The sequence below is a fragment of the Kitasatospora sp. MMS16-BH015 genome (assembly GCF_002943525.1).
Taxonomy (GTDB): domain Bacteria; phylum Actinomycetota; class Actinomycetes; order Streptomycetales; family Streptomycetaceae; genus Kitasatospora.
The window spans coordinates 7,672,993-7,696,710 of the sequence record NZ_CP025394.1; the positions used below are offsets into that span (position 1 = coordinate 7,672,993).

General features: G+C 74.8%; 17 protein-coding genes and 1 pseudogene. 6 read left to right on the top strand and 12 right to left on the bottom strand.

Going from position 1 to position 23,718, the window contains the following annotated elements; all coding sequences use genetic code 11:
• Positions 1-52: 52 nt before the first annotated feature.
• The 6 genes and pseudogenes from CFP65_RS32910 to CFP65_RS32935 form a co-directional block, all read right to left on the bottom strand.
• A pseudogene (locus CFP65_RS32910) lies at positions 53-598 on the bottom strand (PfkB family carbohydrate kinase).
• Positions 595-1,206, bottom strand: coding sequence for a bifunctional 4-hydroxy-2-oxoglutarate aldolase/2-dehydro-3-deoxy-phosphogluconate aldolase (locus tag CFP65_RS32915; protein ID WP_104819603.1), 612 nt, complete (start codon positions 1,204-1,206; stop codon positions 595-597). The pseudogene CFP65_RS32910 and the gene CFP65_RS32915 overlap by 4 nt, the downstream one beginning before the upstream one ends.
• Positions 1,203-2,066, bottom strand: a complete 864-nt coding sequence (locus CFP65_RS32920) for a hypothetical protein (RefSeq protein ID WP_104819604.1) — start codon at positions 2,064-2,066, stop codon at positions 1,203-1,205. The genes CFP65_RS32915 and CFP65_RS32920 overlap by 4 nt, the downstream gene beginning before the upstream one ends.
• Positions 2,060-3,205 carry a galactonate dehydratase gene (gene dgoD, locus CFP65_RS32925; protein ID WP_104819605.1) on the bottom strand — a complete coding sequence of 382 codons (1,146 nt, stop codon included), beginning with the start codon at positions 3,203-3,205 and terminating at the stop codon, positions 2,060-2,062. The genes CFP65_RS32920 and dgoD overlap by 7 nt, the downstream gene beginning before the upstream one ends.
• Complete coding sequence (locus CFP65_RS32930) at positions 3,202-3,903, bottom strand: FadR/GntR family transcriptional regulator (protein WP_104819606.1); 702 nt, start codon at positions 3,901-3,903, stop codon at positions 3,202-3,204. The genes dgoD and CFP65_RS32930 overlap by 4 nt, the downstream gene beginning before the upstream one ends.
• The gene (locus CFP65_RS32935; RefSeq protein WP_104819607.1) at positions 3,900-4,664 is read right to left on the bottom strand and encodes an SDR family NAD(P)-dependent oxidoreductase; all 765 of its coding nucleotides are present in this window, start codon (positions 4,662-4,664) and stop codon (positions 3,900-3,902) included. Before CFP65_RS32935 ends, CFP65_RS32930 begins: the two co-directional genes overlap by 4 nt.
• Before the next feature lie 242 nt (positions 4,665-4,906).
• On the opposite strand from CFP65_RS32935, the gene CFP65_RS32940 reads away from it, so the two are divergent.
• The 3 genes from CFP65_RS32940 (at position 4,907) to CFP65_RS42245 (ending at position 12,142) form a co-directional block, all read left to right on the top strand.
• A complete protein-coding gene (locus tag CFP65_RS32940) occupies positions 4,907-5,695 on the top strand; it encodes a GntR family transcriptional regulator (protein ID WP_104819608.1) in 789 nt (262 codons plus the stop codon).
• 151 nt (positions 5,696-5,846) lie between these two features.
• Entirely contained in the window at positions 5,847-7,982 is a 2,136-nt protein-coding gene (locus tag CFP65_RS32945; protein WP_104819609.1) for an alkaline phosphatase family protein, read from the top strand.
• 47 nt (positions 7,983-8,029) lie between these two features.
• Complete coding sequence (locus CFP65_RS42245; RefSeq protein ID WP_104819610.1) at positions 8,030-12,142, top strand: OmpL47-type beta-barrel domain-containing protein; 4,113 nt, start codon at positions 8,030-8,032, stop codon at positions 12,140-12,142.
• A 144-nt stretch (positions 12,143-12,286) separates the two neighbouring features.
• Here the strand turns inward: CFP65_RS42245 and CFP65_RS32955 are convergent, their stop codons facing one another.
• The 3 genes from CFP65_RS32955 to CFP65_RS39380 all read right to left on the bottom strand — a co-directional run bounded on the left by CFP65_RS32955 (position 12,287) and on the right by CFP65_RS39380 (position 16,142).
• A complete protein-coding gene (locus tag CFP65_RS32955) occupies positions 12,287-13,090 on the bottom strand; it encodes a DUF1028 domain-containing protein (protein WP_104819611.1) in 804 nt (267 codons plus the stop codon).
• 125 nt (positions 13,091-13,215) lie between these two features.
• Positions 13,216-15,462 carry an Rv1355c family protein gene (locus CFP65_RS32960; protein WP_104819612.1) on the bottom strand — a complete coding sequence of 749 codons (2,247 nt, stop codon included), beginning with the start codon at positions 15,460-15,462 and terminating at the stop codon, positions 13,216-13,218.
• On the bottom strand, positions 15,459-16,142 hold the full coding sequence (locus tag CFP65_RS39380) for a hypothetical protein (protein ID WP_158702475.1): 684 nt from the start codon (positions 16,140-16,142) through the stop codon (positions 15,459-15,461). The genes CFP65_RS32960 and CFP65_RS39380 overlap by 4 nt, the downstream gene beginning before the upstream one ends.
• 249 nt (positions 16,143-16,391) lie before the next feature.
• Here CFP65_RS39380 and CFP65_RS32965 point away from each other — a divergent pair, with 249 nt between their 5' ends.
• The 3 genes from CFP65_RS32965 (at position 16,392) to CFP65_RS32975 (ending at position 20,078) form a co-directional block, all read left to right on the top strand.
• On the top strand, positions 16,392-17,969 hold the full coding sequence (locus tag CFP65_RS32965; protein WP_158702476.1) for a metallophosphoesterase family protein: 1,578 nt from the start codon (positions 16,392-16,394) through the stop codon (positions 17,967-17,969).
• Positions 17,970-18,211: 242 nt separating this feature from the next.
• Positions 18,212-18,865, top strand: a complete 654-nt coding sequence (locus CFP65_RS32970) for a hypothetical protein (protein ID WP_104819614.1) — start codon at positions 18,212-18,214, stop codon at positions 18,863-18,865.
• Between the two features lie 499 nt (positions 18,866-19,364).
• Entirely contained in the window at positions 19,365-20,078 is a 714-nt protein-coding gene (locus CFP65_RS32975) for a YcnI family protein (RefSeq protein ID WP_104819615.1), read from the top strand.
• A gap of 274 nt (positions 20,079-20,352) precedes the next feature.
• Here the strand turns inward: CFP65_RS32975 and CFP65_RS32980 are convergent, their stop codons facing one another.
• The 3 genes from CFP65_RS32980 to CFP65_RS32990 form a co-directional block, all read right to left on the bottom strand.
• Entirely contained in the window at positions 20,353-21,051 is a 699-nt protein-coding gene (locus CFP65_RS32980; protein WP_158702477.1) for a hypothetical protein, read from the bottom strand.
• Between the two features lie 81 nt (positions 21,052-21,132).
• The gene (locus tag CFP65_RS32985; RefSeq protein WP_104819617.1) at positions 21,133-22,506 is read right to left on the bottom strand and encodes a toll/interleukin-1 receptor domain-containing protein; all 1,374 of its coding nucleotides are present in this window, start codon (positions 22,504-22,506) and stop codon (positions 21,133-21,135) included.
• A complete protein-coding gene (locus CFP65_RS32990) occupies positions 22,499-23,617 on the bottom strand; it encodes a hypothetical protein (RefSeq protein ID WP_158702478.1) in 1,119 nt (372 codons plus the stop codon). The genes CFP65_RS32985 and CFP65_RS32990 overlap by 8 nt, the downstream gene beginning before the upstream one ends.
• Positions 23,618-23,718: the final 101 nt, after the last annotated feature.

A 23,718-nucleotide genomic window follows, 5' to 3' on the forward strand; every position in this document is an offset into this window, starting at 1 on the left:
CGAGGGCAGGTCGATTTCCGGCGGGCCGGCGGTCTTCGGCGCGCGGCCGGGCTCAGCGCAGGGTGGTGCCGGCCGGGGCGTCGAGGAGGGGGAGGTCGGTGCGGGTGGGCAGGCCCTCTCAGTCGCCGGGGGTGGCGACGGCGAACGCGCCGGTGAGGGTGGCGCGTTCGAGGCGGGCGGCTGGGGGGAGGTCGTCCAGGAGGCCGGAGAGGTAGCCGGCCACGAAGGCGTCGCCCGCGCCGACCACGTCCCGCACCAGCCCGCCGAGCCGGTCCTCCCGGGTGAGCAGCCCGGTCGGTCGCACCTCGCGGTCGGCCCGCACCTGCCGGACGTCCACCCGCTCGGCCCGCAGCGTGCGCAGCACCAGCTCGCCGAACTCGTCCTCGCCCACCCGGCCGACCCAGCCCGCCCGGTGGCCGAGCCGGGCCAGGCCGATCGCCACGGTGGCCTCGGAGCCCGCGACGGAGAGCGCCATCGGCGCGCCGAGCCGCACCGGCCCGGTGGCCCGGAGGGCGGCCATGGTCTCGCCGAAGGTGACCACCTCGGGGTGGTGCGGTGTGTGGTCCACGGTGGTTCCTTCCCGGGAGTGTCGGTTCATCTCGCGGCTGCCTCGGTGAGGGCCGCGCGCCAGTGGGCGGCGCGGGTGCGCAGCGCGGCGAGATCGCCGCCGTCGGCCGCGTCGCCGATCAGCGGGGAGCCGACGCCGACGGCCACCGCGCCGGCGGCCAGGTAGGCGGCGGCGGAGGCCGCGTCCACCCCGCCGACCGGGAGGAACGGCACCTCGGGGAAGGGCGCGCGCAGGGCGCTCAGGTAGGCCGGGCCGCCGAGCGAGGCCGGGAAGAGCTTGACGGCCAGCGCGCCGCGGCGCCCGGCCTCGATCACCTCGGTCGGGGTGAAGGCGCCGATCAGGTGCGGGAGTCGGCTCTCCGTGTCGGTGATGCCGGGGGTGACCAGGAAGCTCGCCCCGGCCTCGGCGGCCCGGGCGGCGTCGGCGGCGGTGAGCACGGTGCCCGCGCCGAGCAGGGCCGAGGGCCCGAGGCTGCGGCGGGCCCGTTCGATCACCCAGAGGGCGTCGGCGGTGGTGAGCGAGACCTCGCTCGCGGTGAGGCCCTCCTCGGCGAGGGTGAGCACGGTGCGGAGGGCGGCCTCGCGGTCGCGGCCGCGCACGATCGCCAGGGTGCGGCAGGGGAGTTCGGCGAGGTTCACGCGGGTGGGCCCTCTTGGTCGGGGTGGCTGGTGGCGGTGAGATCGAGCTCCCAGCGCAGCACGCCGCTCGCGGGGACGGTGGCGGCGTCGGGCCCGGTGTCCTCGGCCCCGGCCTCGACCTCGGCCAAGTCGAAGACCCGGCCGAGCATGGGCTCGACGCCGATGCTGCGGTAGGGGGCGGTGGCCGGGAAGCCGCCGAGGTTGCGCCAGAGGGCGACGGAGCAGGGCGTGCCGGCCTCGGCCCGCAGGGTCAGGGTGAGCTGGTCGGCGCCGTCCTGGACGGTGACGGAGGGGCAGTCGGTCAGGATCGCCCCGACGGCGGTGCCGTCGGCCGGGCCGAGCCGCTCCAGCGGGAGGCCGCAGGGGGCAGGCCAGGGGCCGGTGCGGTACCGGGCCCCGGGCGGCCAGGGGGCGGCGAGCAGCTCCGCGGCCTCGGGGAAGAGCCGGGTGGGCGTGCCGGCCGGGGCGAGCAGCCGGGCCGCGGGGGAGAGGTCGAGCAGGGCGTGCGCGGCCCAGAGGAAGCGGTAGCCCGGGGTGGCGCGCAGCTCGTACGAGACGGTGGTGGTGGGGGAGTTGTGGGCTATCCGGCGGCGGAGGGTGTAGTCGGGGGTGACCAGCAGGTCGTCCTCGCCGGACCGGTGCCAGGGGCGGGACCAGGCGTCGCCGTGGTCGGGCAGGCCGCGCACGGTGGGCAGGCACTCCTCCAGCCCGCCCGCGTCCACGAAGGCGTCGCCGGGTCGCACGCCGGCCCGGGCCGGGTCGGGCCGGTGCCAGAGCCACTCGCGTCCGGCGGCGCGCAGCGAGGTCCAACGGCCGCCGTGGGCCAAGTCGGTGGCGATGTGGAGGGGGTGGGTCACCATTCGGCGAAGGACCCGTCCTCGTGCTGCCAGACCGGGTTGCGCCAGCGGTGGCCGACGGCGTCGGCCCGGCGGACGGCGGCCTCGTCGATCTCGATGCCCAGCCCGGGGCCGGTGGGGAGGGCGGCGTGGCCCTCGGTGAAGCGGAACGGGGTCGGGTCGAGCAGGTGGTCGAGCAGGTCGTGGCCCTGGTTGTAGTGGATCCCCAGGCTCTGCTCCTGGATCAGGAAGTTGGGCGTGGTGAAGGCGAGTTGGAGGCTGGCGGCGAGGGCGATCGGGCCGAGCGGGCAGTGCGGGGCGAGCGAGACGTCGTGCAGCTCGGCCAGGGCGGCGATCCGGCGGACCTCGGAGATGCCGCCGGCGTGCGAGACGTCGGGCTGGGCCACCGCGATCCCGCTGCCCAGCACCTCGCGGAAGTCCCAACGGGAGTAGAGCCGTTCGCCGGTGGCCAGCGGCACGGAGCTGCAGTCGGCGAGTCGGCGCAGCTCGCGGGAGTGCTCGGGCAGCACCGGCTCCTCGACGAAGAGCGGGTGCAGCGGTTCGAGCAGCGGCAGCAGGCGACGGGACATCGCGGTGGACATCCGGCCGTGGAAGTCGATCGCGATGTCCCGCTCCTCGCCGAGGACTTCGCGGACGGCGGCGACCCGGTCGAGCACCTCCTGGGTGCGGGCGGGGGTGTCGATGGCGCGCAGCTGCGCGGAGCCGTTCATCTTCACGGCGGTGAACCCGGCCTCGGTCTGGGCCCGGGCGAGCTCGGCCACCTCGGTGGGCCGGTCGCCGCCGATCCAGGCGTAGACCCGGACGCGCTCGCGCACGGCCCCGCCGAGCAGTTGGTGCACCGGCACCCCGTAGGTCTTGCCCGCGATGTCCCAGAGCGCCTGGTCGATGCCGGCCACGGCGCTGGAGAGCACCGGGCCGCCCCGGTAGAAGCCGCCCTTGGTGAGCACCTGCCAGTGGTGCTCGATCCGCAGCGGGTCCTGCCCGATCAGGTAGTCGGCCAGCTCGTGCACGGCCGCCCGCACCGTCTCGGCCCGGCCCTCCACCACGGGCTCGCCCCAGCCGACCACCCCTTCGTCGGTGGCCACCCGCAGGAAGAGCCAGCGCGGCGCGACCAGGAAGGTCTCCAGCCCGGTGATCCTCACCTCCCCTCCTCGTCGTGCAGCAGTCGGTGCAGGTCGGCGGTGGCCTGGGCGAGCAGGCGGTGCACGGCCTGCTCGGCGGCCTCCGGGTCCTGCGCGCGGACGGCGGTGAGGACGGCGCGGTGGGCGGGGAGGGAGTCGGCCCAGGAGTCGGCGCCGTGCACCAGGTCGTTGCGCACCCGCAGACCGGTCTCGATCACCACCTCCATCCGGGTGAGGAGTTCGTTGTGGGCGGCGGCGAGCAGGGCACGGTGGAAGCGGAGGTCGGCCTCGACCAGGGCCGCGCCGTCCGCGCCGGCCTCGGCCATCGCGGCCAACGCCTCGTCCAGGGCGGCGAGATCGGCCTCGTCCCGGCGCTGGGCGGCCAGCCGGGCGCCGGCCGGTTCGACGATGGCGCGGACCTCGGCGAGGTTGTCGAGGAAGCCCTCGGCCGGCACGCCCTGGCCCTGCCAGCGGAGCAGGTCGCTGTCGAGCAGCCGCCAGTCGGCGCGCGGGCGCACGAAGGTGCCGCGCTTCTGCCTGGAGGCGATCAGCCCCTTGGCCGCCAGCACCCGCAGGGCCTCGCGGACCACGGTCTTGCTGACGCCGAGCTCCTGCTCCAACTGCTCGGGGTGGATCGGTGCGCCCTCGGGGTACGCGCCGTCGACGATCCGGCCGCCGATGATCTCCACCGCCTGCCCGTGCAGGCCGCGGGCGGTCACGCCGAGTCCTTGAGCACGGACCAGCCGCCGTCGACCACCAGGGTGGTGCCGGTGATGTACGAGGCCTCGGCGGAGGCGAGGAAGGCCACGGCGGCGGCCACCTCCTCGGGGCGCCCGAAGCGCTTGACCACGGTGCCGGCCACGCTGGCGGCCCGGCCCGCCGCGTCCACCCGGTCCCAGGCGGGGGTCAGGATCGGGCCGGGCAGCACGGTGTTGACCCGCAGCAGGGGCCCGTACTCCACGGCCAGCTGGCGGCCGAGCGCGCAGAGCGCGCCCTTGGCCGCCGCGTAGGCCGGGTGGCCCGGCAGCCCCATCAGAGCGTGCACCGAGGAGGTGAGCACCAACGCGCCTTCGGCGGCCTGCAGTTGGTCGGCCAGAGCGCGGACGGCCAGCCAGGAGGCCTTGAGGGTGACGGCCAACTGGCCGTCCCACTCGGCCTCGGAGAGCTCGTGCGCGGGCTTGACCACCACGGCGTAGGCGTTGCTGTGCAGGACGTCCAGCCGGCCGTACCGGGTGCGGACGTGCTCGGCCAGGTCGGCCCAGACCGCCGCCGAGGTCACGTCGCCGTGCCGGTACTCGGCCCGGCCGCCGGCCGCCTCGATCTCCGCGACGATCGCCTGCCCGGCCCGGTCGGCGAGGTCCACGGCGATCACCGCCGCTCCTTCGGCTGCCAATCGCCGCGCGGTGGCGGCGCCGATGCCGCCGGCCGCGCCGGTCACCACCGCCACCCGGCCGGTGAATCGTCCACTGGTGTCGCTCATGCGCGCCACCCTAGCCCTTGGCATTAATTATGCAAATATCTTGACGACCCTCCGTCACTCGCGCCAAGCTGGCCGTGCCCCGCCCCGGGTCGCCCGGCCGAGCCACCCCTCCGGCTCGCCGTCCCCCACCGATCCGGGTCCGGCCGCCCGGGTCCCCTCCCGGGCGGCCCGGGGCCTCCTGCGCGCGATCGGGTAATCTCCCGGTAAAGCCAACCCGTCGTCAGCAGGATGCAGGGTGCAGGATGTGCTCCGTCCACGGACCAGCGCACGAGCCGGCGCAGGGAACAGCGCGCGGACCAGCCCACGAGCCGGCGGCCATCGCGGCCGAGATCGAGCGGCGGATAGCCGACGGGCGCTACCCCACCGGCACCAAACTGCCCAGTGAGCAGGCCCTCGCCGGGGAGTACGGGACGACCCGGGCGCGGGTGCGGACGGCGCTGGCCGCGCTGGCCCGGCGGGCCGTGCTGGTCTCGCGGCCGAACTCCGGCTGGGTGGTGCAGAGCGGGCACCGGGCGCAGACGGTCGGTCAGATGCGGGCGTTCTCGCGGTGGGCCGCCGAGCACGGCCGGGAGGCCAGCGGGCGGATCGTGCAGCGCGGGCGCGGCGGCGCCACGGCGGGGGAGGCCCGGCTGCTCGGGATCGGGCTGGGCGAGGAGGTGCTGCGGTTCACCCGAGTGCGGACGCTGGACGGACGGGCCGTCATGGTCGAGCGCTCCACCTGGGCGCCCTGGGTGGCCGCCGTGATCGACGCCCTGCCGGACGACGCCCCGTCGGTCTTCGGCGCGCTGGACGCCGCCGGCGTCGACGTGCTGCTCGGCGACCACCGGATCGAGGCGGTGGCCGCCTCCAGCGACGACGCCCGGCTGCTGAACGTCCGCCGCTCCAGCCCGCTGCTCCAGGTCAGCCGCACCAGCGCCACCCGCGACGGCCGCCTGATCGAGGTGGCCACCGACCGGTACGTGGCCGACGCGGCGGCCATCGACGTCCGGGCCGACGACGTGGCCCCCACCCTGCTGCCGCCGGCCGGCTGAGCAGCGGCCCACTGCGCACACTCGGCGGGCGAATCCCACCGTTCGTGCCCGGAACGGGGCCGGGGTCGGCCGGAGTTCACTGGGCATTCACCCGTGGCGCTTTGGATCCGGTGCGTCCTCCCCAGGTACCCACCGGCTGCAGGAGCCCCCCATGACGAGCACCCCCGACCCGTCCCGTCCCGGCCACCTTGCCGGGCTCTCCCCGGAGTTGCTGAACTCCGGCCTCTCCCGCCGGGGCATCCTCAAGGCCCTCGGCCTGTTCGGCGGTGCCGCCACGCTCACCGGCGGCGCCGCGGCGGCCGCCCAGGCGGCCGGCGGCAGCCAGGCGGGGCCGGCCGGCCAGGCCGCCTACGTGCTGCCCGCAGGCTTCAGCGGCACCATGGCCGACCTCAAGCACGTGGTGATCCTGATGCAGGAGAACCGCTCCTTCGACCACTACTACGGCGCGATGCCTGGCGTGCGCGGCTTCAACGACAAGCAGGCGCTGCGCTTCCCGAACGGCACCGACGTGTTCGCCCAGCCGAACGGCAGCGCGGTGGCCCGCCCCAAGCACGTCACCACGGTGGCCCAGACCACCACCGGGCTGGACCACAGCTACGGCGGCGGCACCAGCGCCTGGAACGGCGGCAGGTACAACAACTGGGTGCCCGCCAAGAGCGCCGCCACCATGAACTACCTGACCGGCGACGAGATCCCCTGGCAGTGGTCGCTGGCCAGCAGCTACACCCTCTGCGACAACTACCACTGCTCGGTGATGGGCCCCACCACGCCCAACCGGCTCTACCTCTGGACCGGCACCTCCAACGGCGTGACCGCCAACGGCGGCGAGACCGCCGGCAACCGGGCCTGGCAGACCTACCCCGAGGCGCTCCAGGCGGCCGGCGTCTCCTGGCGGGTCTACGTGGACAACAACAGCGGCGACGGCTGGCGCGGCGACTACGAGGACAACCCGATCCGCGGCTTCGCCACCTTCACGCCCAGCGCCGCCAACCTCGCCGACCCGGTCAAGACCGCCCCCGGCACCGGGCTGGTCTGGCGGGCCAACTCCTTCCCGTACGCCCCCGACGGCCTGCCCGACGACGACAGCGACACCAACCTCGACGGCGTGCTGCGCGAGTTCATCGCGGCCTGCGCCCCGGGCGCCGCGCACCCGCTGCCGCAGGTCTCCTGGGTGGTCGCGCCGTACGAGTGGTCCGAGCACCCCTCGGCCAACCCCGAGCACGGCGCGCACTACACCAACCGGGTGCTCAAGGCGCTGCAGAGCAACCCGGACATCTGGAACCACACCCTGCTGATCCTCAACTTCGACGAGAACGACGGGTACTTCGACCACGTGCTGCCACCCTTCCCGGAGACCGGCACCGCCGGGGAGTACTCGGGCAGCACCCCGATCGGCTACGGCGCCCGGGTGCCGATGACGCTGGTCTCGCCCTGGACGCGCGGCGGCTGGGTCAACTCCGAGGTGTTCGACCACACCTCGGTGATCCGCTTCCTGGAGGTCTGGACGGCCTCGCTGGGCACCCCGGCGAAGAGCACCACGATCACCCCCTGGCGGCGCGGCATCAGCGGCGACCTGACCAGCGCGATCGACTTCTCCCGCCCGGTCCTGGACACCCCCGCGCTGCCGGACACCGCCGCGCTGGTGGCCATCGCCCGGGCCGGCGGCATCATCGCCACCCAGGTGCCCACCGGCGACAAGTGGGCCGACTACCCGGCGCTGCGCCCGCGCCCGCTCGCCTTCCACCCGCACGGCACCTTCACCGAGGACCGCCGCACCGGCAAGGTGACGGCCGCGCTGAGCCTGGTGGGCGGCCCGGCCGGCAAGGCCGTCAGCCTCCAGGTCTTCCCGGACAAGTACAGGGCCTTCGCCAACACCCCGTACACGGTGACCGCCGCCGCCCCGCGCACCCACACCTGGGACGCCACCGCCTACCAGGGCCGGTACGCCTTCTCGGTCTACGGGCCGGACGGCTTCGTCCGCTCGCACGCCGGCACCGTGCTGCCCGCCGGGCAGAACAACGCGGGCGTGCCCCGGATCGAGGTCGACCTGGTCACCGGCGCGCAGCCCGCCCTCGCGGTCACCCTGCACAACGACGGCCTGCGGCAGGTGCACTACACCCTGACCGCCAACGACTTCCTGGGCGGCACCCAGGACTTCTGGGTCGCCCCCGGCGCCACCACCCAGGTGAGCTGGCCCACCTCGGACGGCTACTACGACCTGGTGCTCACCGCCGACACCGGCAACGGCTGGCGCCACCGCTACGCCGGCCGCATCGCCACCGCCTGACCCGCTCGAGCGCCCCCAGCCCGTACCACCCCTCCAGGAGTCACCCCATGGCCGTCCGGCCACTCCCACCCCTGGCCGCGCTGCTCGCGGCCGCCCTCGCCCTCGGCGCCGCGACCCCCGCGCTGGCCGACCCGACCCACGACCCGCACGACGCCGTGCTGCCGGTGGTCTCGTACACCTTCGACGGTGACACCGGCAGCACCGTGCTCGACGACTCGGGCCACGGCAACAACGGCACCTGGAGCGGCACCCCGGCCTACGCGGCCGGGGTGTCCGGCCGGGCGCTGCACATCAGCGCGGGCAAGAACTTCGTCACCCTGCCCAAGGCGGCCGGCCAGACCGACGGCACCGGCAGTTTCTCCTTCCAGACCTGGTGGTACGACAACGCCGCCACGGCCGACGCCCCGCTGGTCTCCAACCAGGACTTCAACTCCTGCGCCAACGCGGGCTTCAGCCTCTACCACCTGAGCGGCACCTACCAGCAGCGCTCCTGCTTCGCGGTGGGCGGCACCAAGACCTACAGCCCCACCCGCACCGCCTCGATCCAGAACGGCTGGCACCACCTGGCCGTGGTCCAGGACGCCGCCGCGCACACCTACGCGTACTACGTGGACGGCGTGCTCGCCTCCAGCACGGCCACCGGCTCGGGCACGAACGCCGCCAACTTCGCCTCCGGCAGCCCGATCCGGATCGGCCAGGACGGCGCCGGCGCGTACAGCGCCACCGAGGACGCCCTGGTGGACGACTTCACCTTCTACAACCAGGCCATCACGGCCGACCAGATCGCGGCCGACTACGCCGCCACCAACCCCGCCACGCACCTCCCGGCCGCCGTCACCGTGCACTTCGACGGCAACGGCGCCACCGGCGGCAGCACCGCCGACCAGCAGCTGACCTACGGCCAGGGCGCCGCGCTGAACGCCAACGGCTTCACCAAGGACGGCTCCGGCTTCCTCGGTTGGGCCACCAGCCCGGCGGGCCGGGTCGAGTACGGCGCCGGGCAGCAGGTCACCGACCTGCCCGCCACCGACGGTGGCAAGGTCACCCTCTACGCCGTCTGGGGCAAGGTCCGGGCGGCCGGCGACACCGCCGCGCCCATCGTCTCCTACGACTTCGAGGCCGACCAGAACGGTGTGGTGAGCGACGGTTCGGGCCAGGGCGCGGACGGCTCCTGGCACGGCACCGCGACCTACGCCAAGGGCTTCGCCGGCAAGGCCGCGCACGTCAGCTCCGGCAGCAACTTCGTCCGGCTGCCGCTCAGCGCCGGCCGCACCGACGGCTCCGGCAGCTTCTCCTTCTCCACCTGGTGGGGCGAGTACGCGGAGACCTCGGACACCGCCCTGGTGAGCAACCAGGACTCCAACTCCTGCTTCAACGCCGGGATGTCGCTCTACCACCTCTCCGGCACCTCGACCACCCGGGCCTGCTGGGGCCAGCCCACCGGCACCACCCGGCAGTACTCGGCCACCAGTGCCACCGCTCTGCAGGGCAGTTGGCACTACCTGACGGTGGTGGTCGACCGCGGCGCGCAGACGCTCAGCTACTACGTGGACGGCAAGCCGGTCACCACCTCGGCGGCGGGCCAGCTGACTTCGGCCACCAAGCTGCTCTCCGGCCTGCCGTTCACCATCGGCCAGGACGGCACCGGCGCCTACGCCGCCTCGGTGGACGCCCTGGTGGACCAGTTCGACTTCTACGACCAGCCTCTGACGGCCAGTCAGGTGGCCAACGACTACAACGCCACCAAGCCCGCCGCCACCGTGCTGCCGGACGAATCCACCGTGGACATCCAGCCGCCGGTCTCCACCCTCCCGGCCGGCTTCGTCACCGACACCTTCCACGCCCGCCAGACCCGGGTCGGTACCGCGATCACCCAGCCGCTGGCCGCCCTCTGGCACGGCGCGGCCGTCACCTCGTACACCCGCACCGGCGGCGACGACTGGCTCTCGGTGGACGCCCAGGGCGTGGTGCACGGCACCGCCCCGGCGAGTGCGCCGCAGCACCCCGGCACCGTCACCGTGCAGGCCACCGACGGCAGCACCACCGGCAGCATCACCGTCGAGGTGCCGGTGCTCGCCGCCGGCGAGGCCCCGCAGCTGGCCACCACCACCTGGAACCTCTGGGACGCCGGCAGCCACGTGGACGACGCGCTGCTCAAGGACCTGGCGGTGATCGGCGGCAACGGCTTCGACGTGATCGGCGTCCAGGAGGACGGCGGCACCGTCGCCCACCAGCTGGCGCAGGCCCTCGGCTGGTACGACCGCGAGGGCCCCGGCGGGGTCGGCATCCTCTCCGCCTGGCCGATCTCCGCCGACGGCGTGGTCACGGCCGGCCCGGCGCTCGGCGTCACCGTCTCGGTGGCCGGCCGCGACCTGCGGGTCTGGACGGCCGCCCTGGACGAGGGCGGCTACGGCCCCGACGCGGCCTGCGCCGAGCCCGGTGCCGACCCGGCGGCCGTGACCGCCGCCGAGCGGGCCACCACCCGCTACGCCCAGGCCCAGGCGCTCGCCGCCGCCCTCAGGCCCGAGGCGGCCGCGGCCGGCCGCACCCCGCTGGTGCTGCTCGGCTCGCTCGCCTCCCCCTCGGCCGCCGACTGGACGGCCGCCACCGCCGCCGCGCACTGCGGGACCGGCGCCGTGGACTGGCCCGCCACCGGCGCGCTCACCGCCGCCGGCCTGACCGACTCCTTCCGGGCGGCCAACCCCGACCCGGCCGACAACCCCGGCACCACCTGGTCGCCGATCGCCACCACCGGCCCGCACGACCGGATCGACTACGTGGACTACGCGGGCGCCGACCTGCGGGTGCTCGGCTCCAACACCCTGGTGGCCGGCTGGCCCTCGGCCGAGAACGTCAACGCCAACGCCTGGACCAGCGACCACACCGCCGTGGTCACCACCTTCAGCCTCGGTACCCCGCAGCCGCCGGTGGTCAGCACGGCGATCACCCCGGGCGCCCCCGACGGCCGCTCCGGCTGGTACGTCACCGCCCCCGTGGTCACCGCCTCCGCCACCGACGGCTCGGCCCTCGCGCCCGCCCTCGAGTACCGCACCGGCGGCGGCAGCTGGGCCCCGTACCCCGGCCCGGTCACCGCCGCCGAGGGGGCGCGGAGCTACGAGTTCCGCGCCACCGGCCACACCGGCCTGACCGGTGACCCGGTCGCCGTCCCGGTCCGCTACGACGGGACGGCGCCCAGCACCACCGCGAGCACCACCCCCGGCGCCACCAGCACCGCCCCGGTCACCGTCACGCTCACCGCCGGCGACACCGGCTCCGGCGTGGCCGGCACCGAGTACCGCCTCGGGGAGGGCGGTTGGACGCCCTACGCCGGCCCGTTCACCGTCGCCCCGCTCTTCGCGGACCAGACCCTCAGCTACCGGTCCACCGACATCGCCGGCACCACCGAGCCCGACCGCCGGCTGGTGATCCCCGCGATCAAGCCGGTCGCCCCGGCGATCAGCACCACCGCCACGGCACCCCGGTACGGCACCGCCGCCACCGTCACCGTGACGGTCAGCTCCCCGGGCCTGCCCGCCACCGGCACGATCACCCTCACCGAGGGCACCACCCCGCGCGGCACGGCCCGGCTGGCCGACGGCACCGCCACCTTCACCCTCCCGCCCGGCCTGGCCGCCGGCGGCCACGTGCTGCTCGCCGCCTACGCGGGCAGCGAGCTGCTCACCCCGGCCGGCCAGACCCTGCTGCTCACCGTCGGCCTCCCGCCGGCCTGGAGCGCCACCGCCACCTACCGCGCGGGCGACCAGGTCTCCTACCGGGGCGCGGCCTACACGGCGAGCTGGACCACCAAGGCGCAGCAGCCGGGCGACCCGCAGGGCCCCTGGCAGGAGTACGCGCTGACCGAGGACGGCACTGCCGCCTGGACGGCCTCGCACGTCTTCGAGGGCGGCGAGCTCGCGGTGTACCAGGGCCGGATCTACCGGGCCGGCTGGCACACCCGCAACCAGACCCCGGGCTCGCCCACCGGCCCCTGGGAGGAGCAGGCCCCCGCCGGCCCGGACGGCCTGGCCCCCTGGACGGCCACCACGGTCTACCTCGCCGGTGCCGAGGTCAGCTGGCAGGGCGGCACCTACCAGGCCCGGTGGTACACCCGGAACCAGACCCCGGGCACCCCGAGCGGCCCCTGGCGCAAGCTCCCCTGAGCCCGTCGGGGCACGGGCCTCTCCGACGGACCAGGTCGGAGAGGCCCTGGGCCGGATGCCCCCGAATTCGGCCCTCCCGACGCCGACCGGCCCCGCCGCTCCCTGCGGCGGGGCCGGTCTGCTCTCCGCGTCTCAGCCCTGGGCTCAGCCCTGGGCGCGCAGGTGCGCGAGCACCAGCGGGTCGATCCGGTCCTGCACCAGGCGGCCCTCCAGGTTCTCGACCCCGGCCCAGCGGTCGAGCGAGTCGTAGCCCAGCGCGGCGACCCGGCGTCCGACCTCGGCGGCCAGCTCGCCGGTCAGCTCCAGCAGGGTGGCCGGGTCCGGGACGCCGTGCAGGATCTCGTGGATGCCCAGCAGCCGCCGCAGCTCGGCCACCGGCTCGGCGTGGTCGTCCACCCGGAGGTCGTAGGCTATGTCGCCCGAGCCGCCGAAGCCCCGGCCCCGGTCCACCACGTACAGCGCCGCGCTCTGCCTGCCCCGGCGGTCACCGCCCGCCGCGTCCCCGGCCGCCAGCGCGGCCACCAGCCTTTCGGCGAAGGGGAGTTCGGCCCCCGTCAGCCAGGCCGCTTCCATGTCCCGGACCACCTCGGGCCCGGTCAGCACATTGCCCTGGATCGCGTATCCGTCCCCGGTGAGACCACCCGCCCAGGGCAGGCACTCCTCCCCGGTGTAGCCGGCCCCGGCCCCCTCGGGCCCGACCACCCCGAGCTGGCGGTGGATCCGGTCCGGATCGGCGGCCGTCAGCCCGGCCACCACCTGTTCCGGAGCCACCCCGGTGCGCAGCAGCGCGAGTCCCTGCTCGCGGTACGCGAGATTGGCCCAGGCCTGAGTGGCCAGGGCCCCGGCCCCGGCCGCAGCGGCCGGGACGGCGGAGCCGACGGCGAGAAACTTGCTGGCCACGGCCACCCCGAGGGCGGAACCGGACCGAGCCACGATGGAAAAGGTCACGCCGGCCGACGATAGCCCCACCGGCCGGTCCCGTCCACGCCCCCGGACAGCGCCAGCCGGCGCTGTCCGGTCCGCTGCTGCCCGGCGCGGTCAGGTGCGGTCCTGCGCGGTGCTGCCCGGCGCGGTCAGGCGTCGAAGCCCAGCACCGACTCCACCGGCCGCCGCAGCGACCGCAGCTGCGGCGCCGGTGCGTAGGAGAGCCGGAAGAGCAGCAGCTCGGCCTCGCCCGGCCGGTGCGGGGCGATCGCGTCCAGCCGGGCGCGCAGGCCGCGCAGCGTGGCGACCTCCTCGCCCGCCAGCCCGACCCCGCCGCCACGCTCGACCCGGGCGAGCAGGTAGGTGAGTGCGGTGAGGGGTTGCAGGCCGAGCCCCAGCGAGGTGGCCGTCAGCCAGAGCCGCTGGACGGCCCGGCCGCCCCGCAGGTACGCCTCCGGCCCGGTGCCCGCGATGCTGAGCAGGCCGACCGCAGAGGAGGCCGCCACGGTCTTCCGCGCCGGCTCCTCGAAGGAGGAGCCGCCCCCGACCGTCCGGAGGAAGGCCAGATTGGGCCAGTGCCGGGCGACGGCGACCCCCGCCAGGTCGGTGCGGTCGAAGCCGAGCGTGGCGAGGTCGATGCCGTCCCGGGTCCGCCGGGTCTCGGCCTCGCTCCACCGCAGCTCGCCCATCATGTCCCGGTGCAGCGGCTGCGACATCATCCGCAGCCGGTCGGCCACCCCGAGGATCCGCCCCAGCTCGGCCAAGTCGTCCCTGTCGCTGACGAGTTGGAGTCTGGCTCCGCTCTCCTCGGCGCAGCTGGCCAGCGCCGCCGCCGCCCTCTCGTCGAGCGGCACGGCCGGGCCCGGCTCGCGATTGGTCACCCGCTGCTCGATCCAGCCGGCCAGCGGCGGCCGTTCGGCGGCCGGGTCGGCGGTGAAGGTGAGCCGGTAGGCCAGGTCCGGGTCGGCCGGGTCGGGGCAGGGCTCGGCCTGGCAGGCCCATCCGGCGGCCCGGGCGGCCAGATCGATGTTCTCCACCGCGGCCCCGATCGCCAGCCGGCTGGCCGAGCGCTCGAAGTCCAGTACGGTGAGCGGCTGTTCGTGGTCCACCCGGCAGTCCAGTGCCCGCCCGCGCCAGACGAACCGCCACGGCTGGGTGTTGCCGCCGGAGGGCGCCTGGATCCCGTACCCGACCAGTCTCCGCACCCCTTCCTCGTCCAACTCCAGCCCCCGCTCGGGGAGAACGAGCTCCTCCGTCTTCAACTCCTCCCCGACGGCGGCCTCCTCCCGCTCGGGCAACGGCAACTCCGTCCCGTCCCGGACCAGTTCGGCCGGATCGACGAACCACCGGCCCGAGGCGGTGAAGCCGCCGAGCAGCAGCCGGCGGGCGGTGTCGGTGACCAGGGCGGCGCCCAGTGCCACGCCCGAGGCGAGTTGGGGCCAGGAGGAGATGGTCTGCCCGATCTCGACCAGGGAGGGGACGAAGCGTTCGGAGGGCCGGTCCTGGTCGAGGATCCGCAGGACGTACGGCACCTTCTCGCGGCTGGAGAGCGTCTTGAGCTCGGCCGCCGTCACGCCGTCGAGCAGGCCGTGCAGCAGTGGCCGGCCCGGGTCGAGGTCGAAGCGCTCCACGTCGAGCATGCCGCGTTCGTTGGTCTCCATCAGCACCGGGATGCCGTGCGCCCGGGCGCGCTCGCGGGCGTGGACCTTGAGGTGGAGGTCGTCGCACTCCTCGACCAGCAGATCCACCCGCCCGCCCGCGCTCCCGTCCCCGGCCAGAAAGGCGTCGATCGAGGACTCGTCCAGCCCGTCCGGCCAGGTCTCGATGCTCAGATAGGGGTCGATCTCGTACATCTGCCGGGCGGCGATCACCACCTTGGGCAGGCCGAGGTCGGCCACCGAGGCCCGCAGGCGGTTGAGGTTGGAGAGCGAGAGGGTGTCGAAGTCGGCCAGCCGGAACCGGCCGCCCACCCCCTCCTGGGCCAGCGTGACGGCGCTGGCCGCACCGACCGAGAGCCCGATCACGGCGATCGTCCGCTCGGTCAGCAGGGCCTGCTCGGCAGCGGTGATCTTGTACCGGTTCCGGGACTGCCGCAGCTCGCGGTACTCCTCCCGGGGCAGCACGTGCACCAACCGCCGCGACCACGGGTACCAGACCCAGCTCCCGTACTCGGCCGGCCGTCCGCTCAGGTACGAGTCCACCGCCCCGGCCAACTCGCCCGCCCCGGGCCGCCAGTCGGGCCGGCGGGCGGTCAGCAGCTCGCCGACCTGTTCGGCCAGGGTGTCGTGCAGGGCGGCCACCTCGCCGCGCAGGGCGCCCAGCTCCGCGTACCGGTAGAGCACCGGCTGCCAGGAGGTGTCGTCGGCCGGCCCGGCCGTCAGCTCGTCGAGGTTCACCGCGCGCCCGCCAACTGCCCCAGCAGTGCGGCGGCTTGGCGGAGCACCGGGTCCGGCAGCAGGTCGCCCTCGGCCAGGGCCGAGTCGAGCAGGGCCAGGGCGGCCGTTAGCTTCTCGTCCCGGCGGAGCAGCTCGCTCAGCCGGTTGACGGCGAAGTACGAGGTCAGGCCCGGGAAGGGCGTGTCCGGCAGCGGGTGGTCGCGGTGGAAGCGGTAACCGCAGCGCTCCAGCGCGGGCAGCCGCGGCTCGGCGGCGCTGCCCACCAGGACGGTGGCACCCATCCGGGCCGCCGCCGCGCTCGCGGTGACGGTGAGCAGCCAGGCCAACTCGGCCCGGCGGTCGCGCCGGATCGGCTCGGCCCAGAGGCCGCAGGTCTCCGCCACCGTCTCGCCCGCCGCCCGCTCGCCCGCCACCAGGCGGCTGAACTCCGGGCTGGCCAGGTGGACTTCGGAGGGCGTCAGGCCCGCCGTGGGCAGATGCAGCCGGATCCCGCCGAGCAGGGTGCCGTCCTCGTCGGAGGCGGCGACGGCGCGGATCGGATCCCGGGTGGTCTCCGGGTGGTCGGTGCCGTACCGGACCATCGCCTGATGGCCGAGCCGGCCGTAGGCCCGCTCCTGACCGGCCAGGAAGGCCCGGTAGAAGGGAACGTCGAGATGGATGTCGAAGAGTCGCAGCCGCACGTGGTACCCCCGTGGCACGTCGCCGGATCGAACGGACGGACGACATCCTGCCATTCGGTGTACGACCTGATGAAGCATCAGCCCGGAACGGGAGAGGGCGCGGGCAGAGCGCGGTGGCGGCTGCCGCCCGATCCGTCCGGTACCGGATGGTCGTTTCCTGGGCCGTCACCGCGCGTTCCGCCGCCGCTGGCCCCCGTGTGGCCCGGGGCTGCCAATCTCCCGGCGTTCACCCGAGCACAGGAGGCAGCAGTGGCACCGAACCCTTCCCGCAGGACCGTCATCCGCAGCACGGCGGTGGCGGGTTCACTGGCCGCCCTGCCCGCCTCCACCCTGCTCTGGAGTCAGCCCGCCGTGGCCGACGCCCCCGGCCCGGAGCAGGTGCACCTCAGCTACGGTAACGAGCCCGCCCGCGAGATGACCGTCTCCTGGGCCACCGCCGGCACCGTCCGCCGGCCCCGGCTGCGCCTGGGCACGGCGCAGGAGGGCTTCGGCCGGGTGGTCTCCGCCGAGACCCGCACCTACGTGGACGGCCTCAACAAGGTCGAGACCTACACCCACCGGGTGCGCCTGCACGGCCTGCGCCCCGACACCGCGTACGTCTACGAGGTCTCGCACGACGGCGCCACCCCCAAGCGCGGCACCTTCCGCACGGCCCCCGAGCGCGGGCGCGTCCCGTTCCGCTTCACCAGCTTCGGCGACCTGGGCACCGGCTCGGCCGCGTTCTCGAAGTCCTCGATCCACGGCGCGGCGGCCGTCCGGCACGTGGAGCAGTTCAACCCGCTCTTCCACCTGCTCAACGGCGACCTGGCCTACGCCAACAACAACACCAGCCGGCAGCCGCAGGCCTGGGACGCCTTCATGAACAACATGTCCGTCTCGGCGGCCAACCGCCCGTGGATGCCGGCCCCCGGCAACCACGAGGTGGAGGCCGGCGGCGGCGAGCTCGGCTACGCCTCCTACCACACCCGGTTCGACCTGCCGGACAACCACACCCGCGATTACTGCGGCAACTGGTACAGCTTCCAGGTCGGTTCGGTGCTCTTCCTCTCCATCGACGGCAACGACCTCGCCGTCGAGGACGACGCCAGCATCGACCCGGCCACCGGCCAGTCGATCTACATCTCCGGCTACAGCGAGGGCGCCCAGCTGCGCTGGCTTGAGCGCACCCTGGCCCGGGCCCGGGCCGGTCGCGAGGTCGACTGGATCGTGGCCTCCATGCACCAGTTCGCGATGTCCTCCTCCGCCGCCAGCCACGGCGGCGACCTCGGCATCCGCGAGCAGTTGCTGCCGGTCTTCGACCGCTACCAGGTCGACCTGGTGCTCTGCGGCCACGACCACGACTACGAGCGCACCTACGCCGTGCGCGGCACCGACCCGGGCAGCCTGCTGCGGCCCGCCGTGGCCAGCGACGAACTCCGCGACATCGACACCTCCCAGGGCACCGTCCACCTGATCCTCGGCGGCGGCGGCACCGCCTCGCACGACGACACCTTCCTCAGCGACCCGGCGGGCGGCGTGCCGGACGCGTTCGTCCGCACCCAGCGGCTGACCTTCAAGGCCGACCCGGACGCCAAGGAGAAGGCCACCTGGTCCGCCGTCCGCGACCCCGACACCGCCTTCCCCTACGGCGTCGCCGTCTTCGACGTGGACCCCGGCCACCTCTCCGGCGGCCGCACCACCATCACCGTCAGCTACTACCACACCCCCGCCGCCACCCCGGCCGTCCCCGTCCCCACGCCGGTCCTCTTCGACCGCTTCACCCTCCACCGCCTCCGCCGCGACGGCCACCCGTCCCACCACGGCGACCTCGTCACCACCAACGTCTGACGTCCGACGTCTGTCCCTGATGCCGCCCCGGCCCACGACGGCCGGGGCGGCATCGGCCGTCCGCCGGCGCCGAGCCCCGGCCTGCGCCGCCGACCACCACCGTGCCGCCCGCCGGCCGGGCGTCGGCCTGGTGCGCCCGACCCCACCCCGCCCACCGCCCGGCCTGACTCCCGACAGTCGAACTGCCTTCCACCACGCCACCTTCCGGTAGCGCATCCAGCCCTGGCAGACTGACCCCCGCCATGACCGCGACCCACACTCCCCACGAGCCCCGCACGGCCGCGACCGACGTGCGGCTGGTCCGTGCCGCCGCGTTCGCCTCGGCCGGTGCGGTGCTCGGTACGGCCGGGCACGCCGCCGCCTGCGGCGGCCTGGCCTGGGGCATGGTCGGGGCCGGCTGGCTCTTCCTCTTCTCGGTCGGCACCCTCGCGGCCGGCCACCGGCGCGGCCCCCGCTCGATCGTCGCGGCCACGGCCCTCGGCCAGGTCCTGTTCCACCTGCTCTTCCAACTCGCCGCCGCCGCACCCGCCCCACGGGTGGGCCTTGCACTCCCGGCCGCCGGCCACCTCGGCCACGCCACCGGGGGCCTCGGCCTCTCCTCCGCGATGTTCGGCGCCCACCTCGCCGCGGCCCTGGCCGTCGGCGCGGTGCTGCACCAGGTCGAGACGGCGCTCTGGCGCCTGCTCGGCCTGGCCCGCCGAGTCCGCGCGGCCGGCCGACGCCTCGCCCACCACCTCGCCACCCTGCTGGCGCGACTGGCCGGAGGCCCGGCCCAACCGCCCCTCCCGAGGCGGCCCCGCCGCCGCCCCACCCCCCTCCGCAGCGCGAAGCCCGCCCTGCTCACCCACGTCCTGGCCCGCCGCGGCCCACCGACCCCGGCGTACGGCCGGCCGTAACCCGGGCCACCCGCCCGCCTCGGCCAGGCCGTACGCACGGGCACACCCGCCGCAGTCGGGACCCAGCAGCGCAGGCTTCCGCCCGGCTCCGCCCACACAGCGCCCGCCGACAACCGGTACGCGCTGCCCGGCACTCGCCGGGGTCTGCCATGCGCTCGCGCGTTCGACGGTCCCTCAGCTGCTGAGACCGGTTGCGCCGCCCGGGGACGAACCCCGCCCCGGCCACCCGCGCACCCCAGCCGCTCTCCCGACCACCGAACGCCGAACCCTCGGCCGCCCGCGTCCCGCGTCCCGCGTCCCGCGTCCCGCGTCCCGCGGCGCAGGCCTGCCCGTGCCCTCACTTGGCTGCCGCCCGCCCTGTGGGGCGGCGCTCCACCGCCGCGCCCACACCGCGCCGCGATCCACCGTCCGGCAGTACTCCGCCGCGCGGCCGCTCCGCCCTGCCGACCACCGGCCGGGCGGACGGCACCGCGCGCCCGCTCCCCAGGAGGGGACCTCCATGCGTACGTCCACCGCTCGCCGCCTCGCCACCCCGGGCGTCCTGGCCGCCGCCACGCTCGCGGCCACCGCCGTCCCGGCCTTCGCCCACGTCACGGTCCAGCCCGGCACGGCCGCCCAGGGCGCCTACACCGCCGTGGCCTTCCGCGTCCCGGACGAGAGCGACAAGGCCTCCACCACCAAGCTCGAGGTCAGCCTCCCCGCCGACCACCCGGTCGCCTCGGTCGCGATCCAGCCCGTCCCCGGCTGGACGGCGGTGGCCGCCAAGACCCAGCTCGCCACTCCGCTCAAGACCGACGACGGCGACTCCATCACCGAGGCCGTCTCCACCATCACCTGGACCGCCGACCCCACGGCCAAGATCGCCCCGGGCCAGTTCCAGGAGTTCAAGGTCTCCCTCGGGCCGCTCCCCACCGACACCGACGCCCTGGTCTTCAAGGCCCTCCAGACCTACGACGACGGCACCGTGGTCCGCTGGATCGACGACACCAAGCCCGGCCAGCCCGAACCCCAGCACCCGGCCCCCACCCTGACCCTCACCAAGGGCGTCGCCCCGACCCCCACCACCCCGCCCAAGACCACCCCCGCCGCCGCTGCACCGACCACCTCCTCCGCCGACTCCACCGCCCGCACCCTCGGCGTGATCGGCATCGTCATCGGCGCGATAGCCGCCCTCCTCGGCGCCCTCGGCTTCCGCCGCCGCCCCTCCGCCTGACGCCCCGCGAACCATCCGGCTGACGGCGGGCCCCGTCCCGCCGTCAGCCGTACCCAAGCCACGGGCGAGAACACGAACAGGTACTCCTCGAGGCCCGACGGAACCTCGGCGCCGCTGCGTTCCACCGCCTCGGCGTCAGGGGCGGTCCGGCGAAAGACCTGGAGCAGGAAGCCCGTTCGGGCCGCTTGGAGGTCCAGCGAGACGCCGGCGGCGACCCGTAGTTCGCTCATCCTCCGCTGCTCTCAGACCGTTGCGGGACGGCCGTCACACGCCGTCAGCTGTACGCGATGCGTTCGACCTCGAAGAGCTGTGCGGCGCCGATCCGGCCCTCGTCCAAGGAGAGCAGCCAGTCCACCAGCTCCGGGCCGACGAGCAGCTCGTCGTAGAAGCCCAGCCGGAGCCCGGCGAGTCGCCGTTCTTCCGGCCAGTGACCGATCCAGTGGTCGAGTGCGTCGTCCAGGTGCCGGTCCGCGGCCTCGGTCCGGGTCTCGGCCCAGATGGCCAGCCATGGGGTGAGGATGCCCGTGCTGACGGCGACGGTCTCCAGGACGGCGGTCGCGGGGTCGGTGGCCGGGTACGCGTGCAGGGTCGATCGCCACCAGTCATCCCAGACCTGCTCCAGGGCCTGCCGCTCCGGGGCCGGCCACTCCCGCCAGTGGGCGGCGAGCAGCCGGGAGGCGATCAGCCCGTGGTCGAGGTGCAGTCGACCGGTGGCCAGCAGGCGGACGATCCGGGGCGTCATCCGGCGGTAGAGGCTGGCGAAGTCGTCCCAGTGGTCGACGGACATGCGGGCGACCGAGCTGATCAGGCGGTCCGGCACCACCTGCGCGGGGCCCGCGAGAGCCGCGAGGTCGGCATCCGCGTAGCAGTGGGTGCAGCCGCCGACCGTGGGCGAAGGCTCGGCGAGCAGCGGTGCGAAAGCGGAGTCGAGCGCGTCGAGAGCGAGCAGGAGTCGCTGGGGAGGGGTGGTCATGAGCACCTACGGGGGACCTCATCCGGCACGCCGGAGAAGGGAACGACCCTACCACCGAGCCGGATGTGGTACGTGCACGTCCTAGAGTTGCGCGATCAGGTCGGCGACGGCGGCTTCCACCTCCGTCTCGGTGTGGGTCTCAAGGCGGTGGTACTGGACGTCCTTGAGGAATTCGGGGAGGGCGGTCGGGCGCAGGCGGACCGGGAAGAGGCGGGCCTCGCCCTGGACGCTGGCCTGGTAGAGGCGGCGGGATTCCAGGAGGCAGTAGTTGCTGGAGAGGTAGTCGGGGGAGAGGAGCAGGACGCCGACGGCGCTCTTGGCGAGGCTGCCCATCAGTTCGTCCATCCAGTTGTGGCCGGCCCGGATCGAGCCGGTGCGGCGGTAGTCGAAGACCTCCTGGAAGGAGGAGCGCAGGACGCGGCTGAAGACGGCCGCGATCTCGCTGTCCTCCCGGGCGTAGCTGAGGAAGACCTGCTCCTTGCGCAGGGTGGCCGCGCGGAAGTACCGGGCGGCCTGCTCGGCGTCGTGGATCAGCCGGGGCTGGCGGCCGATGACGTGCAGGGTCTCCTCGAAGGCCTGCCCCAGGGCGGCCGGTTCGCTCCACTGGAGGACGGCCCGCGGGTGCCGGTCCTCCAACTCGCCGAGCACGGTGGTGTCCACGGCCTCCGCCGGCGCCGCCTCCGAGGCCTCGGCCCGCGGCTCGCGGACCAGCTGCAGCGAGGGCACCCCGTGGCCCAGCATGAAGGAGGCGGCCCCGACGGCGGCGGGGTGGTCGATCGCGACCACGCCCCAGTCGAGTTCGCGCATCCGGGTGGTGAAGGCGAGGTCGAAGCGGGGCGGCCAGGGGAGGTTCACCGGCTCCCAGGCGGCCGTCCGCAGGGCGTCCTCGAGGAGCGGGCCGACCTCCGCGCGGGTGTCGGGAGGCAGTAGCAGGCCGACGGAGTGCTTGTGGAAGGAGGAGCGGCTGGAGGACCGGGCGGTGATGCTGGACTCCAGGCGGCCGACGAAGGTGCGGAAGGCCTGCGTCACCCGGGCGGAGAGCACCGAATCCTCGGCCTCGGTGATCTCCTGCTGGTCGTACTCGATCACCCAGATGTCCGCGGGGGCGCGCAGCACCGGGCCGTAGCGGTGGTCGCAGAACACGATGGCCGGCCGGTGGCAGCGGGCCGCGATGCCCAACTCCAGGAGGAAGTACCGGGCTTCGTGCCGCAGCGCGGCCAGGCTCCAGTTCTCCTGGGCGTCCCCGGGGAGGGGGTAGATGCCGACGAAGGCGTCGGCCTCGCGGATCATCCGCTCCAGCCGGGTGGGGCTGGTGAAGGTGAGGCCCTCGTCCACCCGGAAGGAGACCTGCTGGACCCGGCTGATCAGCTGCCAGAAGTAGAGGTTGATCTCCGGCGAGCGGTAGCGGTGGCTCAGGAAGATGTTCGGCCGCCGCGTCCGGGGGTGCTCAGCCACGGCTGCCGCCCTCCTGGTCGGTGCCCACCACGGCCCGGACGGCGGAGGTGTCCACCACGTCCTGCTGCCGGAGCTTCGCGTAGACCGCGTCGAAGGTGTAGCCGGCGATGAAGCCGACCGAGAGGACGAAGAAGAGCAGCCGACGGGCACCGCCCGTGGTCAACAGGTCGGGTGAGGTGGCCAGTTGGGCCGTCACGAAGAGCAGGACGGCGATCGCCCCGGCGGACATGCCGAGCACGGCGGCCCGCGCCCAGTCCTGGCCCCGGTCCACCGCCGTACGGGTCATCGCGCCCGCCGTCGCGGTCAGCAGCGCACCGGCGATCAACGCGATCAGGTTGACCGCGGCATTGCCGCCCGCCGCGTACGTCAGCGGGATGGTGGCCAGCCCGGTGATCAGCAGCAGTGCACTGGCCGCCAGCCCCAGCCCGCTCCGGCGGGCGGCCCGCCGCTCCAGGCGCTCGCGCTCCGCCGCGGCCTCGCGCTGACGGCGGCGCTGGCCGAGCAAGGTGGCCAGGATGCTCGCGGTGGAACCGGGGTGCCAGGCCGCGCCGAGTGCCGAGATCTCCTCCTCGGTGGCCTGGTTGCGGACGCGGTTGAGGGTCTCCCAGGCCGTCCGCCCGCCGCCGCCGAAGGCGGCAACCGGGGCCACGGGTATGTCGAAGGCGAGCGCCACCATGGCGGTGATCAACGTGGTCCGGCCGCCGCCGACCAGGATCAGCCCGTCAACCTCGCGCAGCGAGCGGTAGAAGGCGACCTCCCAGTCGTCCCCGGGCTCGTGCCGGTGCTCGAACGCCGCCGGCTGCGAGGCGGCCTCGGGGAACCGCCCGCCGCTGCTCCCGAAGGCCGGCCGCACGTGCACCGACCCGGCCGGGACCGGCCCGTTCGCCAGGTAGCCCGCGACCACGTGGCCGTCGATGAACCGGGGCTTGCTCGAATACACCACGAGATCGCAGCCGGCCTCGGCCACCGCCGCGCCGATCTCCCGGCCCACCGCCCCGGCCTCCTCGGCGGTCCAGGCCTGCTCGTCCCCGAGCCCCCCGGCGTGCGCCCCACCGACCACGGCCACCCTCGGCCGCTCGCCCACCCCGTCGCCCCCACCGCTCGCCGCCAAGGCTCCTCCTCCGCTGCGCCGCCCGGTCACTGACACCGAGTCAGGCTAGCGCCGCCCGTAGGGCCAACGAACAGGCGGTGGCCGGTTCGCGGCCGTCGGGG

Bases quoted from the DNA above. Each gene is read 5' to 3' on its own strand.
- CFP65_RS32980 (WP_158702477.1), bottom strand. From the start codon at position 21,051: ATGACCACCCCTCCCCAGCGACTCCTGCTCGCTCTCGACGCGCTCGAC.
- CFP65_RS42245 (WP_104819610.1), top strand. From the start codon at position 8,030: ATGGCCGTCCGGCCACTCCCACCCCTGGCCGCGCTGCTCGCGGCCGCC.
- CFP65_RS32940 (WP_104819608.1), top strand. From the start codon at position 4,907: ATGTGCTCCGTCCACGGACCAGCGCACGAGCCGGCGCAGGGAACAGCG.
- CFP65_RS32970 (WP_104819614.1), top strand. From the start codon at position 18,212: ATGACCGCGACCCACACTCCCCACGAGCCCCGCACGGCCGCGACCGAC.
- CFP65_RS32920 (WP_104819604.1), bottom strand. From the start codon at position 2,066: ATGGTGACCCACCCCCTCCACATCGCCACCGACTTGGCCCACGGCGGC.
- CFP65_RS32935 (WP_104819607.1), bottom strand. From the start codon at position 4,664: ATGAGCGACACCAGTGGACGATTCACCGGCCGGGTGGCGGTGGTGACC.
- CFP65_RS32975 (WP_104819615.1), top strand. From the start codon at position 19,365: ATGCGTACGTCCACCGCTCGCCGCCTCGCCACCCCGGGCGTCCTGGCC.
- CFP65_RS32945 (WP_104819609.1), top strand. From the start codon at position 5,847: ATGACGAGCACCCCCGACCCGTCCCGTCCCGGCCACCTTGCCGGGCTC.